General features: G+C 66.6%; 11 protein-coding genes. 2 read left to right on the forward strand and 9 right to left on the reverse strand.

Features of this window, described 5'->3' with window-relative positions:
- Nucleotides 1-189 precede the first annotated feature (189 nt).
- The 3 genes from ACZYZ5_RS17000 to typA form a co-directional block, all read right to left on the reverse strand.
- Nucleotides 190-999 (reverse strand): type IV toxin-antitoxin system AbiEi family antitoxin domain-containing protein, encoded by an 810-nt coding sequence (locus tag ACZYZ5_RS17000; protein WP_463903297.1) that lies wholly within the window; start codon nt 997-999, stop codon nt 190-192.
- Between the two features lie 306 nt (nt 1,000-1,305).
- Nucleotides 1,306-1,683 (reverse strand): hypothetical protein, encoded by a 378-nt coding sequence (locus ACZYZ5_RS17005; protein WP_463903299.1) that lies wholly within the window; start codon nt 1,681-1,683, stop codon nt 1,306-1,308.
- Between the two features lie 34 nt (nt 1,684-1,717).
- Entirely contained in the window at nt 1,718-3,646 is a 1,929-nt protein-coding gene (gene typA / locus ACZYZ5_RS17010) for a translational GTPase TypA (protein ID WP_463903300.1), read from the reverse strand.
- Between the two features lie 269 nt (nt 3,647-3,915).
- On the opposite strand from typA, the gene ACZYZ5_RS17015 reads away from it, so the two are divergent.
- Nucleotides 3,916-4,809, forward strand: coding sequence for an SGNH/GDSL hydrolase family protein (locus tag ACZYZ5_RS17015; protein ID WP_463903301.1), 894 nt, complete (start codon nt 3,916-3,918; stop codon nt 4,807-4,809).
- A 44-nt stretch (nt 4,810-4,853) separates the two neighbouring features.
- Here ACZYZ5_RS17015 and ACZYZ5_RS17020 read toward each other — a convergent pair whose 3' ends face one another.
- The 6 genes from ACZYZ5_RS17020 to ACZYZ5_RS17045 all read right to left on the reverse strand — a co-directional run bounded on the left by ACZYZ5_RS17020 (nt 4,854) and on the right by ACZYZ5_RS17045 (nt 12,939).
- On the reverse strand, nt 4,854-5,270 hold the full coding sequence (locus tag ACZYZ5_RS17020; protein ID WP_463903303.1) for a hypothetical protein: 417 nt from the start codon (nt 5,268-5,270) through the stop codon (nt 4,854-4,856).
- 165 nt (nt 5,271-5,435) lie between these two features.
- On the reverse strand, nt 5,436-7,154 hold the full coding sequence (locus ACZYZ5_RS17025) for an ABC transporter ATP-binding protein (RefSeq protein WP_463903305.1): 1,719 nt from the start codon (nt 7,152-7,154) through the stop codon (nt 5,436-5,438).
- Between the two features lie 11 nt (nt 7,155-7,165).
- Nucleotides 7,166-8,116: an ABC transporter permease gene (locus ACZYZ5_RS17030; RefSeq protein ID WP_463903306.1), complete on the reverse strand. Its 951-nt coding sequence runs from the start codon at nt 8,114-8,116 to the stop codon at nt 7,166-7,168.
- The gene (locus tag ACZYZ5_RS17035) at nt 8,106-9,035 is read right to left on the reverse strand and encodes an ABC transporter permease (RefSeq protein ID WP_463903307.1); all 930 of its coding nucleotides are present in this window, start codon (nt 9,033-9,035) and stop codon (nt 8,106-8,108) included. Before ACZYZ5_RS17035 ends, ACZYZ5_RS17030 begins: the two co-directional genes overlap by 11 nt.
- A 138-nt stretch (nt 9,036-9,173) precedes the next feature.
- A complete protein-coding gene (locus ACZYZ5_RS17040; protein WP_463903308.1) occupies nt 9,174-10,859 on the reverse strand; it encodes a peptide ABC transporter substrate-binding protein in 1,686 nt (561 codons plus the stop codon).
- Between the two features lie 250 nt (nt 10,860-11,109).
- Nucleotides 11,110-12,939: an ABC transporter ATP-binding protein gene (locus ACZYZ5_RS17045; RefSeq protein WP_463903309.1), complete on the reverse strand. Its 1,830-nt coding sequence runs from the start codon at nt 12,937-12,939 to the stop codon at nt 11,110-11,112.
- Nucleotides 12,940-13,018: 79 nt separating this feature from the next.
- On the opposite strand from ACZYZ5_RS17045, the gene ACZYZ5_RS17050 reads away from it, so the two are divergent.
- Complete coding sequence (locus tag ACZYZ5_RS17050) at nt 13,019-13,648, forward strand: PH domain-containing protein (RefSeq protein WP_463903311.1); 630 nt, start codon at nt 13,019-13,021, stop codon at nt 13,646-13,648.
- Nucleotides 13,649-13,681: the final 33 nt, after the last annotated feature.

Genomic DNA, 13,681 nt, shown 5'->3' on the forward strand with positions numbered 1-13,681 from the left:
CCCGCCCACTGGACATGCCCTCCCCTGGCGTCGGCCAATGGACATATAGCCACTATGTCCATTCGCGCCTGCACCCGCTGGACATGTCCCCGCGGTCCGGTCGGCGCACGCTGGACATGTCCAGCCGTGGCTGTGAGCGCTGGACTGGTGCGTGTATGTGAACCGCGACCCCGGAGGACATGTCCAGCGTTAGGCCGCCGCGGAGATGCTGTTGAGCGCGTCGCGGACCATTGCGATGAATTCATCGGGCCGGTTCAGGAGTAGCGGGTAGCTGACCACAAGCGTCGGGATGCCGAGCCGGGTTGTGACGTTCCAGCGGCGCCGGTCCTCCTCGAAGCTGGTCCGGTCCATGTGGAAGGCCGCCCCGTCGGTCTCAATGCCGAGCCGGCCGTCGACCATGAGGTCAAGGTGGCCCATGCCGGGGATGTTGACCTGGGACTCCACATGGAACCCTGCCCTTCGGAGCCAGTACCGGGCGATGCACTCCATGATGGACTGCGATTGCGGGACGATCCTGTCCACCAGCCGGCGCTCCCTCGCGTCGTTGCGCCCGGCCAGCCGCTGCCGCAGCTCCGAGAGACTTAAGCCTTTGACAACGACGGCGGATTCGGCAATGACGAGACCGTCGAGTTCCGGGAGGCATCGCAGGCTTTGAACAACGCTGTCCAGCAGGGTGGGCGGCGCGGCGGAACGGTGGCAAATGAAGCCTGGATAGGGGCGGCTGTGGGTGATCGCAATGTGGGGTTGCCCGGGCGGTTCGAGCACCCAGAGGCCCTGGAATTGCGCCGCCGTGGCGCAGGCGGGTTCGGCCGGTAACGACCGGATTGCGATGAGCCGGACATCAGCTCCCGGGACGGCGTACACGCCGCGGGCCACCCGGGAGACGGCGCCCCGGGCCAGGGCCGCCCTGAGCTGGAAGTCAGAGACCCCCGCGGCAGCGAGGTGTTTGGCGCGGGCGACGCCGTCGTAATTTGAAAGGATTTCCGTGATATTTGCCATGCGGACATCGTGGCGCCGGATCCCCGGGCCGGAACAGGGCCGGGACCCGCTATGTGCAGAAGGGCATGCGCAGCGGACCGGGCCGGGTGGGGACATGTTCCGCGTCCGCGCTGGTCCACGTCCCGGTCAGCGCCGGGCATGTCCGCGGGCAGTGTGCGGGGAATGGACATGACCCCGGCCGCGGGCGGAGCGAAGGAGGGACATGTCCCGCGCCGCGTGCAGCCGATGGACATAATGCCGTTATGCCCACTCTTGGCCACGAAAAAGGGACATGTCCCCCGGGGCTGTGATGCGGGGCGGCGGTGCCTATGCCGTGGCCGGCCGGTAGCGCCGGCACCAGGCCAGCATGCCGATGGTGACGACGGCGATGCCGTAGATCCAGAGGTTCCCGGCCAGGTCGCCGACGATCAGCCGCTTTCCGTTCTCCAGGGTGGACCACCAGCCGGCCAGCGCGTAGCAGAGCGCGCCGCAGACCGCCGTCGGGACCGCGGAACGGAACCGGGCACCGAGCCACAGCTCAACGGAACCCAGCAGCACCAGCGCGGCGGCGGCACCCCACGGCACCTCGACGCCCGCGACCAGGGTGTCCTGCCCGTGCAGCACCGTGCCGGCGAGGGCAGCAAAAAGAGCTGCCGGCACGGCGGCGGCAATACCGCCTGCCGTGCCGGCAGCTCTCTTATTCACTAACGATCCGTTGGTTCAGCGCAGAACGCGGTACCTAGACCTTCGCGCGGGCGCGGTTGGACTTGGCGCGCTGGTTGACGTCCAGGATGAGCTTCCGGATTCGGATGGATTCCGGGGTGACCTCGACGCACTCGTCCTCGCGGGCGAATTCGAGCGACTCTTCGAGGGTCAGGTCGCGCGGGGGCGTCAGGTTCTCGAAGGTGTCGGAGGAAGCGGCACGCATGTTGGTGAGCTTCTTTTCCTTCGTGATGTTGACGTCCATGTCGTCGGCGCGGGAGTTCTCGCCGACGATCTGGCCCTCGTAGACCTCGGAGGTGGGGCGCACGAAGAAGGATCCGCGTTCCTGCAGGTTGATCATGGCGAACGGCGTCACAACACCGGCGCGGTCAGCGATCATCGAACCGTTGGTGCGGTATTCGATCGGGCCGGCCCAGGGCTCGTAGCCCTCGGAGATGGACGCTGCGATGCCGGCGCCGCGCGTGTCCGTGAGGAACTTGGTGCGGAAACCGATCAGGCCACGGGCCGGAACGATGAACTCCATGCGGCACCAGCCAGTGCCGTGGTTCGCCATGTTGGTCATCCGGCCCTTGCGGGCAGCCATGAGCTGCGTGACGGCGCCGAGGTACTCTTCCGGCACGTCGATGGTCATGTGCTCCATCGGCTCGTGGACCTTGCCGTCGACGATCCTGGTAACAACCTGCGGCTTGCCGACGGTCAGCTCGAAGCCTTCGCGGCGCATCTGCTCGACCAGGATGGCCAGCGCGAGCTCGCCACGTCCCTGGACTTCCCAGGCGTCCGGGCGCTCGGTCGGGAGCACCTTGATGGAGACGTTACCGATCAGTTCCTTGTCCAGGCGGTCCTTGACCTGGCGGGCCGTGACCTTGGCACCCTTGACCCGGCCGGCCAGCGGCGAGGTGTTGATACCGATGGTCATGGAGATGGCCGGGTCGTCAACGGTGATCAGCGGCAGCGGCTGCGGGTTGTCGACGTCGGTCAGGGTCTCACCGATGGTGATTTCCTCGATGCCGGCGACGGCGACGATCTCGCCGGGGCCGGCGGACTCGGTCGGGACGCGGTCCAGCGCCTTGGTGGCCAGCAATTCGGTGATCTTGACGTTCTTCAGTTCACCGTTGGCGCGCGCCCAGGCAACGGTCTGGCCCTTCCGCAGGGTGCCGTTGTAGATACGCAGCAGCGCCAGGCGGCCGAGGAACGGGGAGGCGTCCAGGTTGGTGACGTGCGCCTGCAGGACGCCGTTCGGGTTGTAGGTCGGGGCCGGGATGTGCTCGATAATGGCCTGGAACAGCGGCTCGAGGTCCTCGTTCTCCGGGGCGGAGCCGTCGGCGGGCTGCTCGAGGGACGCGCGGCCGACCTTGGCGGCGGCGTAGACGACGGGGACGTTGAGGATCTTGTCCAGGTCGAGGTCCGGAACTTCGTCGGCGAGGTCGGAGGCCAAGCCCAGGAGCAGGTCCATGGACTCGTGCACGACTTCGTCGATCCGCGCGTCAGGACGGTCGGTCTTGTTGACCAGGAGGATCACCGGCAGGTGCGCGGCGAGGGCCTTGCGGAGGACGAAGCGGGTCTGGGGCAGCGGGCCCTCAGAGGCGTCAACGAGGAGGACAACGCCGTCGACCATGGACAGGCCGCGCTCGACCTCGCCACCGAAGTCGGCGTGGCCGGGGGTGTCGATGACGTTGATGGTGATGGTCTCGCCCTTGGAGGACGGTCCGTTGTAGGCCACCGTGGTGTTCTTGGCCAGGATGGTGATGCCCTTTTCACGTTCGAGGTCACCGGAGTCCATGACCCGGTCTTCGAGGTGGTTGTGGGCGGCAAAGGAGTTGGTCTGCTTGAGCATGGCGTCGACCAGGGTGGTCTTGCCGTGGTCAACGTGGGCCACGATCGCGACGTTGCGCAGGTCACTGCGCGATGCAGTGGCTACCGCGGTGTTGGTGGTGGTTTCAGACATGCGTTATTGCTCGATTCAGTGGTGAAGTCAGCTGTTGTATCGCGACATTTCCAACCGGAACGCACGACGGATACGCCCCTTTGGCACAGGGCACCTTCATCCATTCTAAACGCTAAGGCATTTATTGGCCTAAAATCCCTCATTCCCGGCATCCCGGCCGGGTAGTCAGGGCGCGAGATCGGCGCGCCGGGTGTGACTAAAATCACTGGATATTCCGGCCCCTATGCCCCATCATTGCTCTGACAGCAGCAGCCAGCACGGAGACATCAATGCGCAACGCCTCGGCTCTGTCCCGCTTGGCCGCACCGATGATCGCCGTAGGCATCCTTGTTGCCGGCTGCGGACAGACACCCCCCACCCGCACCGCCGACTCCGGCGCCGCGCCGGTCGGCGGCCTCTCTGCCCAGCGGGTCCCCGCAGCTGCCGGGGCTCCCGGGGAGCCGCTGGCCGCGGGCGCGAACGGCAACCGGAAACTGACGCAGGCGACGCCGGGAACCCTGCCGGCGGGCAGCATTTACCGCAATCCCGCCAATGGCCGCAATGAGGTGGTCGTGGAGGACATCGCCCGGACCGCCGTGCTGATCGGCGATTCCCAGGCCGAACCCATGCTTTCCTGGCCCCGGGCGGCATTGGCCAGTCTGGGCTACAGGGTCCACTTCTGCGGCCGGGGCGGCACGGGATTTGTCACGTCCAACGGCGCGACCGGCAACTACATTGATGCCCTGCAGCGGGGCGACTGGCTGCTGCCCTACGGATCGCCGCCCCTTGTTGTCATTGCAGGCGGCGGAAACGACGCCTCCCGCGGCGCCACCGACGAGCAGATCTCAGCCAACGCCGAGCGGCTGATCGCCAGCGTCCGGCAGCGTTATCCCGAGGCCCGGCTGGCGATGGTGGGGACCCTCGCCCGCGGGGCTGCCGACGGCGGCGGCCGCCGCACCGAGGTTGACGCGCTGCTGGGCACGGTGGCGGCCAGCCATTCGATTCCGTTTGTCGGCGTCGGGGACTGGCTGACGCGCCACAACCTCACCGGGCTGATGGCCGATGGCGTGCACATGGGTCCTGAGGGGCACGCCGCCCTGGCCGTGCTGCTGGCCCGGCAGCTGGGCGATTTCGGGTTCCGCGCCGCGGACCCCGGGCCGGCGGAGCCCGCGGCAAACCGCTGAGAGCGGCCCGCGCGAGGAATCGCGAGGAATCGCGAGGAATCCAGTCAGCCGAAAGCACCCTGCACCTGGTCCCGGATGGCTCCTATCACCGGCGCCGATCCCTGCGTCCGGTAGACGTCGATGGGCCGGGCGCCCAGCTGCACGTTGGGGCTGCACATCCAAAAGATTGCCTGGGCCGGCGTAAAAGCGCTGTGAAGGTGGCCGACAAGGGCATCCAGGTCCGCAAGCTGGAGGCGGCCGTCCGTGTCCGGCGCATCCTGGCCGGACGCCCAGCGATCCAACATTTCCACACTGACGCCCAGCAGGGGTGCGGCAGCATCGGCGCCCAGCGAGTTGATGAGTCGGTCGGAGATTGCCCTCGGGCCATACCCTGGGGCGTCCCGCAACTCTGCGAGACTGGCGAAAACCGTCGTGGCAGACAACGCCGGTTCTTCGGCGCCCGGTTCGTGTAGTAGTTCCATGGCGCCATGATATGGATTGGCGCCCCCTTCGAGTAGGGCCGCAGGTCCTCCCCCGGCGGACACCCGGGCAGGGTCGGTACAACAGGAGCCGGCGTCCACCCCCAGGGGGCGGACACCGGCTCCAGTGTCAGGTCAGCTGCGTACGTTCAGCCGCGTGCACACAGCTCAAGCAACTTCCGGAGGCAGCATCAGGCGAGCGCCGGGGATGGCATGGAGCAGCGCCTTGGTGTAGTCCTGCCGCGGCGCGTCGAAGACGTCGTCGGTCGAGCCCGTCTCCACCAGTTTGCCCTTCTCCATAACGCACACGTGGTCGGCAATCTGCCGCACCACCGCGAGGTCGTGGGTAATGAACAGGTACGTCAGGCCCAGCCGGGACTGCAGTTCCGCGAGCAGGTTCAGCACCTGCGCCTGCACCAGGACGTCCAGGGCGGACACGGCCTCGTCACAAATGATCACCTCCGGATCCAGCGCCAGGGCACGTGCGATCGCGACGCGCTGGCGCTGGCCGCCGGAGAGTTCGTTCGGGTACCGCTGCATGGTGGACTGCGGCAGCGACACCTGATCGAGCAGCTCGCGGACCTTCTTCTCGCGGCTCACCTTGTCCCCGATCTTGTGGACCCGCAGCGGCTCCTCGATGGTCCGGTAGATGTTGTACATCGGATCGAGGGAACCGTAGGGGTCCTGGAAGATCGGCTGCACCCGGCGGCGGAAAGCGAAGATCTCCTTGCTGTTCAACGCGGAGGTGTCCACGCCGTCGAAGATGATCTTGCCGGAGGTCGGCTCAAGCAGGTTCAGCACCATCTGCGCGACGGTGGACTTGCCGGAACCCGATTCGCCCACGATCGCCGTCGTGGTTCCGCGCTTGACGCTGAAGGAGACGTCGTCGACGGCGGTGAAGTCGGTCGACTTGCCGAACCCCGAGCGCAGCTTGAACACCTTGCTCAGGTTCTGGATCTGCAGCACGTCTTCCGTCATCGCCGGTTCCACGGCAACGGCCCCGGCCGGGTTCAGCAGCTCGTCCGTCGCGACACCGAGCTGCTTTGCCACCTGGATGCGCCGTGATGCCAGCGACGGCGCCGAGGCCACCAGCCGCTGGGTGTAGGGGTGCTGCGGGTTCTGCAGCAGCTCCAGGGACGGGCCGGCCTCGACGACGTTGCCGCGGTACATGACCACGACCTTGTCGGCACGCTCGGCGGCCAGGCCCAGATCGTGGGTGATGAGCAGCACGGAGGTGCCCAGTTCCGAGGTCATCTTCTCGAGGTGGTCCAGGATCTGGCGCTGCACCGTGACATCCAGGGCCGACGTCGGCTCATCGGCGATGAGCAGGCGCGGCTGGCAGGACAGGCCGATGGCGATCAGTGCGCGCTGGCGCATGCCGCCGGAGAACTCGTGCGGGTACTGCTTGGCCCGCCGGGCGGCGTCCGGCAGTCCGGCCTGGGCCAGGACCTTGGCGACGTCGTCCGGGCCGCTGGGGCGGCCGTTGGCCTTCAGCGTCTCCCTGACCTGGTCGCCGATCTTCCAGACCGGGTTCAGGTTGGACATCGGGTCCTGCGGGACCATGCCGATGACGTTGCCGCGCAGTTCGATCATGCGCTTCTCGGAAGCGTTGGAGATGTCTTCGCCGTCGAGCAGGATCTGCCCGCCGGCGACACGGCCGTTGCCGGGTAGCAGGCCGATCGCGGCCAGCGCCGTCGTCGACTTCCCGGATCCGGACTCGCCCACAATGGCAACTGTCTCGCCGGGCATGATGGTCAGGTGGGCGTTGCGCACGGCCTGGACCTCGCCGCTGCCGGTCTTGAAGGAGATCGCGAGGTCGCGGATTTCCAGCAGTGGCCGGTCGGCCCGGGTTCCGGCCTCGTGAATCGTGACGTCGGACATTGTCATGCTTGCCTCCTTCATCGCTGACGGCTCTTCGGGTCAAGCGCATCACGCAGGGCATCGCCCAGCATGATGAAGCTCAATACGGTGATGGACAGGGCCGTTGCCGGGTACAGCAAAACGGCCGGGTTGGTGCGGATCGACGCCTGCGCGGCGGAGATGTCATTGCCCCAGGACATCACGGAGCCGGGCATGCCGATTCCGAGGAACGAGAGCGTGGCTTCGGCGACGATGAAGACGCCGAGTTCCATGGTTGCGAGCACGATGATCGGCGCCAGCGCGTTCGGGAGCACATGGCTGACCAGGGATCCGAGGCGGGAGACACCGAGCGACCGGGCCGCGGTCACGAAGTCGGCGTTGCGGACCTCGATGACGGCACCGCGGGTGATGCGGGCCATTTGCGGCCAGCCAAGCACCACGAGGACCAGGACCACGGTCCAGACTCCCCGGTTCTCCCGCATCAGCGGGAGCTGGGTGAGGACCAGGGCGCCGAGGACGATGGGCAGGGCGAAGAAGATGTCGCCGAGGCGGGCGAAGAACGTATCCACCCAGCCGCCGAAGAAGCCGGCCAGGGCGCCGAAGGTGACGCCGATGATCAGCACGGAAATCACGGAGAACACACCCACCATGAGCGATGCCTGGGTGCCGTGGATGATCCGCGAGTAGATGTCGCAGCCCTGGAACGTGAAGCCCAGCGGGTGCCCTTCCGTGGGAGCCCCGTTGGAGTTCGCCAGCTCGCAGCCGTTGTCCGGGGCAACCTGGGTGAAGAGCCCCGGGAAGATGGCCACCACGATGATCAGCGCGATCATGACCGCGGAAATGATGAAGAGCGGACGACGGCGGAGCTTGCGCCAGGCATCTGCCCAGAGGCTCAGCGGGGCCTCGTCGACCTTGACGGCATCCGTTGCCAGCAGGGGGGTTTCCTCGACCGGGGCAACAAAGTGCTCGAATGTTCGATTAGTTTTCATAGCGGATCCTCGGGTCAAGCCAGGCGTACAGCAGATCGACCAACAGGTTGGCGAGAACGAAGACCAGCACCAGGACGCTCACAATGGCGACCACGGTGGGGCCTTCACTTCGGAGAATGGCCTGGTAAAGCTTCTGGCCGACGCCGGGGACATTGAAGATGGCTTCGGTCACGATTGCGCCGCCCATCAGGCCACCCAGGCTCGCGCCGAGGTACGTGATCACAGGGATCAGCGAGTTGCGCAGGACGTGGGTGGTCACGACCTGGCGGCGTGACAGGCCCTTGGCGGTGGCAGTGCGGACGTAGTCGGCGTTCATGTTTTCGATGACGGACGCGCGCGTCAGGCGGAGCACGTAGGCGAAGGACACCATGCCAAGCACCACCGCGGGGAGGATCAGGCTTCCCCAGGTGACATTCGAGCCGACCGTGGGTTTGGCCCACCCCAGTTGGACCCCGACCAGCAGTTGCAGCGCGAAGCCGAGCACGAAGGTCGGGATGGCGATCACGACGAGTGACAGCACGAGAACGGAGCTGTCGAAGATGCCGCCCTTGCGCAGTCCGGCGACGAGGCCGAAGGCGATGCCGAACACGCCCTGGATGATGAGGGCCTCGATGGCGAGCATCGCCGTGACCGGGAAGACGCGCGCCAGGGTGTCGGCAATCGGCTGGCCGGTGAAGTCGACGCCAAGGTTGAAGGTGAAGAGGTTTTTCAGGAACAGTCCGTACTGGACCCAGAACGGTTCGTCCAGGTTGTACTGCTGGCGCAGCTGGGCGATGACCGCCTCGCTCGGCGGGCGGTCGCCGAAGAGCGCGCGGATGGGGTCGCCCGGAAGGGCAAAGACCATGAAGTAGACGAGCAGGGTGGTTCCGAGGAAGACCGGAATGACCTGCAGCAGGCGCCGGAGGATGAACTGGATCACAGCTGCGCCTCCGGTGAGATGGTGGAACCAAGGGGAATCATGGGACAGCTTCCTGCCGGTTTCAGGCATGTGGGGGCCCGGCCAGGCCGGACCCCCAAGCTTTAGTGATGTGTGAACGAGTTCCGCAGAACTCATGAACTACTTGGCCGTGATGGCCCAGTACTGCAGAACGCCGTTCCAGCCGGAGTCAACGTTGCTGACATTCTGGCTCCAGACAGCCTGGCGTGCGGAGTACCACAGCGGCAGGTTGGGGAGGTCCTTGAACAGGATCTCCTGCGCCTCGGTGAACTTCTTGTTGGCGTCGTCCGTGGACTGGGCGCCCAGGCCTTCGTTGAGGAGCTTGTCGAACTCAGGGTTCGAGTAGCCCTCGTAGTTGGCGCTGGATCCGGTCTTCAGGAGCGGGCCCAGGAAGTTGTACAGCGACGGGTAGTCGGCCTGCCAGCCGGCGCGGGTCAGGCCCGGCAGCTCCTTGGCGGTGCGCAGCTTCAGGATTTCAGCGAACTTGGCGAACGGCTGGCCTTCGGCCTTGATTCCCAGGTTGTTCTTGAAGTTGTTGGCAACGGCGTCGATCCATTCCTTGTTGCCGCCGTCGGTGTTGTACGCGAGCTGCAGGGTCTTGTCTGCGGGCCACGGGCTGATGGCGTCAGCCTTGGTCCAGAGGTCCTTCGCCTTGGTGGCATCGAACTTCAGGACCTCGGAGCCGGCAACGTTATCGTTGTAGCCGTCAACGGCCGGGGAGGTGAAGTCCTTGGCCGGGATGCGGGTGCCGGAGAAGATGACCTTGGTGATCTCGTCGCGGTTGATCGCCATCGAGAGAGCCTGGCGGCGCAGCTGGCCCGCTTCGCCCTGGAACTCGGGCAGGTAGCCCGGGATGTTCAGGGTGGAGTTGCCGGCGTACGGCTTGTTCAGGTTATTCTCCGGGAAGTCCATGGTGTAGGTCTTCAGGGCATTCGTCGGCAGAACGTCCGTGACGTCCAGGTTGTTGGCCTGGATGTCCGTGTAGGCCGGGGCCGGATCGGTGTAGAACTTGAAGGTCACGCCGCCGTTTTTGGCTTCGCGGGCGCCCTTGTAGTCAGGGTTCTTGACCAGGGCGATCTGGCTGTCGTGCTGCCAGGCGCCTTCCTTCTCCATCTTGTACGGGCCGTTGCCGACCGGGTTTTCGCCGTACGCCTTCGGATCCTTGATGGCGTCGGCGGGCAGCGGCATGAACGCCGAGTAGCCCAGGCGCAGCGGCCAGTCGGCTTCCGGCTGCGACAGCTTGACCGTAATGGTGGAATCATCCGTCAGGACGAGGCCGGAGAGGGTCTGGGCGGTGGGTGCGGGAACCTCGGTTTCCTTGCCATCCGCTCCCATCTGCTTCGCGGTGGCGCTGACGGCGTCGTAGCCTTCGACGGATTCAAAGAAGCTGCTGTTGCCCTGCGCGTTGGTGCTCAGCGCGGCAAAATTCCAGGCATCAACGAAGCTCTTGGCGGTGACTTCCTCGCCGTTGGTGAACTTGGCGCCCTTCTTGACCTTGATCGTGTAGTTCTGGCCGTCCGGTGATTCGATGGACTCGGCCAGGGCGTTGACCGACTTGCCACTGGGGTCGTAGCTGGTCAGGCCTTCGAAGAGGAGTTCGACGACGCGGCCGCCATAGACCTCGCCGGTGTTGGCGGGCATCAGCGGGTTCTGGGGTTCGTTGCTGTAAGCAGTGATGACCTTGTTGGGGTCGCCGGCAGCCTGGCTGGCACCGCTTGAGGTGCCGCCTCCGGCGCCGCATCCGGTCAGGGCGAGAGCGGCGATAGCCACCATGCCCAGTGCTTTGGAAGTGCGCGAAAAACGCATTCCGCCTCCTATGAGTTGTGGGAGTTCGTGAGGGAAAAACTTATGCTTCCCCGCAGGCAGGCACAGGGATATCCCTGTGACGTGGCCTACATATACGAGTAGCCTAACCCCAGACTGTCCAGATGGTGGAACTCTGTTGCCAAACCGTGACCCAACAAAAAACGTGACTTAAACGTCAAGTGCGGCGTATTACAGGTCACACGCTACCGGCTGGTAGTATTCGCGGCCGGGCGGCCCCGGTTATGGCGGGTTAACTCGGTCCGGCGGCCAGCAGCTGGGCACGCAGCTCGCGACGCTCCCGCTGCTTTTCCGGGTCAGGCAGCGGCACTGCGGCCAGGAGACGCTGCGTGTAGGGCTCCTGCGGATTGCGCAGGATCTGGTCCCGGGTGCCCTGCTCGACGATGCGGCCGCGCTGCATCACGCAGATCCGGTCCGCCAGCACGTCGACGACGGCGAGGTCGTGGGTGACGAAGAGGCAGGCAAAGCCCAGTTCCTTCTGCAGGTTCTGGAACAGGTCGAGCACCTTGGCCTGCACCGACACGTCCAGCGCCGAGGTCGGCTCATCGGCGACCATCAGCTTCGGCTTCAACGAGAGCGCCCGGGCGATGCCCACCCGCTGCTTCTGCCCGCCGGAGAGCTCGTGCGGGTACCGGTTGCGGTAGTTCCGCGGGAGCTCCACCTGGTCCAGCAGCGCCTCGATCCGTTGCTGGAGCTCGGCGCCTTTCGCCACTCCGGCCAGGAACATCGGCTCACCGATGCTCTCGCCGATCGGAAGCCTCGGGTTCAGCGACGACGACGGGTCCTGGAACACCATGCCAACATGGCGGCGCATCTCATGAAGCTGCCGGCCGTTCCTCTTGGCCGCGGAAATGTCCTGCCCGACGACCTTCATGGTGCCGGCCGCAACCGGCAGCAGCCCGACGGCGGCGCGGCCGATGGTTGTCTTGCCGGACCCGGACTCCCCCACCAGCCCGACAACCTGGCCCGGGTAGATCACCAGGTTGGCGCCCTCCACGGCGCGGAACGCGGGCACGCGGCCCTGTTTGGGGTACTCGATCGCAACGTCCGTGAGCTCCAGCACCGGCTCTCCCTGCGGCTTGGCCGCCGCCGCCGCGGCCAGGGCCGCGGCGTTTTCACGCTCGCGCCGGAGCAGCTGCTCTTCGGGGATGGAGCGCAGTTCGGCGTGGGTGGCGGCGGCGAGGGCGGCGGTGACGTCGACTTCCTCGGCGGAGTCCGGGCCGCCCTGGCCGAGGTGCGGAACAGCGGCCAGCAGGGCCTTGGTGTATTCGTGCTGGGGGTTGTGGAAGATCTCGGCTGCGGTCCCGGTCTCCACGATGACACCGCGGCGCATCACGGCGATCCGGTCCGCCAGGTCGGCAACGACGCCCATGTCGTGGGTGATCAGGACGATCGCGCTGTCCAGCTTGTTCCGCAGGTTGCGCATGAGGTCCAGGATTTCCGCCTGGACGGTCACGTCGAGAGCCGTGGTGGGCTCGTCGGCGATCAGGAGCTTGGGATCGCAGGACAGCGACTGGGCGATCATGGCGCGCTGCCGCTGGCCGCCGGAAAGCTGGTGGGGGTAGGACCGGAAGGCTTTCTCCGGGTCCGGCAGCTCCACGAGCTCCAGCATGCGCAGGGCGCGGTTCCGGGCCTCGTCGGGACTGACCTCGCTGTGCAGCCGGACGGTCTCCACGATCTGGGCACCGACGGTGTACACCGGGTTCAGGGCGGTCATGGGTTCCTGGAAGATCACGGCCACTTCCTTGCCGCGGACGGCCCGGATGTTCGCCTCGTCCGTCCCCAGCAGCTCCTGTCCGGCGAGCTTGACGCTTCCGGTCACCCGGCTGTTGGTCGGCAGCAGGCCCAGCAGGGCCATCGAGCTGGCGCTCTTGCCCGAGCCGGACTCCCCCACGATTGCGAGCACTTCGCCGGCGCGCACCTCGTAGTTCAGGCCGATGGCGGCAGGCACCCACTTTTTGTCCACGCCGAAGTCGACGCTGAGGCCGCGGACCTCCAGTACGGGTTCGCTCTTGCCGGGAGCCGGGGTGACGGCCGGATCGAGGGTGATGAAGTCAGTCATGATGGGGCTTTCCTTCCACCCGGGCCGCCGGTCCACCGGGGATTAGTGCTGCGGCTCGGAATACTGAAATATTGGGGGCATGAGCTCTGCGCCGCATGCCGGTACCGTTGAAATCTTCAAGGCCCGAACGAACGCCTGGTTCGCCTGGCTGTCCTGGGCGGTCGCGGCCCTCGGCGTCGCCGTCACGGTGGTCACTGCCGGCCCGGCGGCCCTGGCCGGAACGGCCCCGTTGCTGCTGATCGCGTTCCTGGGCTGGCAGCTGTTCTGGATGCCCGCCGTTGTGGTGCACGACGGCGGGGTCATCCTGGAGAACCCGTTCCGGTCGATCCATGTGCCCTGGGAGGCCCTGGTGCATGTGGACACCCGCTTCGCCCTGACCCTGGTCACGGCCCGCAAGAGCTACGTGGCCTGGGCGGCCCCGGCGCCGGGGATCCTGGGCGGGCGCAATGCCCGCCCGGAAGACCTCCGGGGCCTGCCGGCAACCACGTACGGTCCCGGTCAGTCCGTGCGGCCCGGAGACCTGAAGACCACGGACTCCGGCCAGGCAGCCCGGCTGGTGCGGGAGCGCTGGCATGGACTGGTGGAGAGCGGCAAGCTGGCCGCCGGCGACGCCGCCACCACGCCGGTGAAGGTGACCCACCGCTGGGTGGCGGCCGCCGTCGTCGTACTGTTGCTGGCGGCCAGCTACTGGTCGATCGCCGCCCGGTAGCTCAGCCGTGCGGGCACTGCGGGGGGCCGGCAC

It is taken from the genome of Pseudarthrobacter ribosi (genome assembly GCF_055412865.1).

Coding starts and splice junctions, on each gene's coding strand:
- ACZYZ5_RS17000 (WP_463903297.1), bottom strand. CDS start 999: ATGGCAAATATCACGGAAATCCTTTCAAATTACGACGGCGTCGCCCGC.
- typA (WP_463903300.1), bottom strand. CDS start 3,646: ATGTCTGAAACCACCACCAACACCGCGGTAGCCACTGCATCGCGCAGT.
- ACZYZ5_RS17015 (WP_463903301.1), top strand. CDS start 3,916: ATGCGCAACGCCTCGGCTCTGTCCCGCTTGGCCGCACCGATGATCGCC.
- ACZYZ5_RS17020 (WP_463903303.1), bottom strand. CDS start 5,270: ATGGAACTACTACACGAACCGGGCGCCGAAGAACCGGCGTTGTCTGCC.
- ACZYZ5_RS17025 (WP_463903305.1), bottom strand. CDS start 7,154: ATGACAATGTCCGACGTCACGATTCACGAGGCCGGAACCCGGGCCGAC.
- ACZYZ5_RS17030 (WP_463903306.1), bottom strand. CDS start 8,116: ATGAAAACTAATCGAACATTCGAGCACTTTGTTGCCCCGGTCGAGGAA.
- ACZYZ5_RS17040 (WP_463903308.1), bottom strand. CDS start 10,859: ATGCGTTTTTCGCGCACTTCCAAAGCACTGGGCATGGTGGCTATCGCC.
- ACZYZ5_RS17045 (WP_463903309.1), bottom strand. CDS start 12,939: ATGACTGACTTCATCACCCTCGATCCGGCCGTCACCCCGGCTCCCGGC.
- ACZYZ5_RS17050 (WP_463903311.1), top strand. CDS start 13,019: ATGAGCTCTGCGCCGCATGCCGGTACCGTTGAAATCTTCAAGGCCCGA.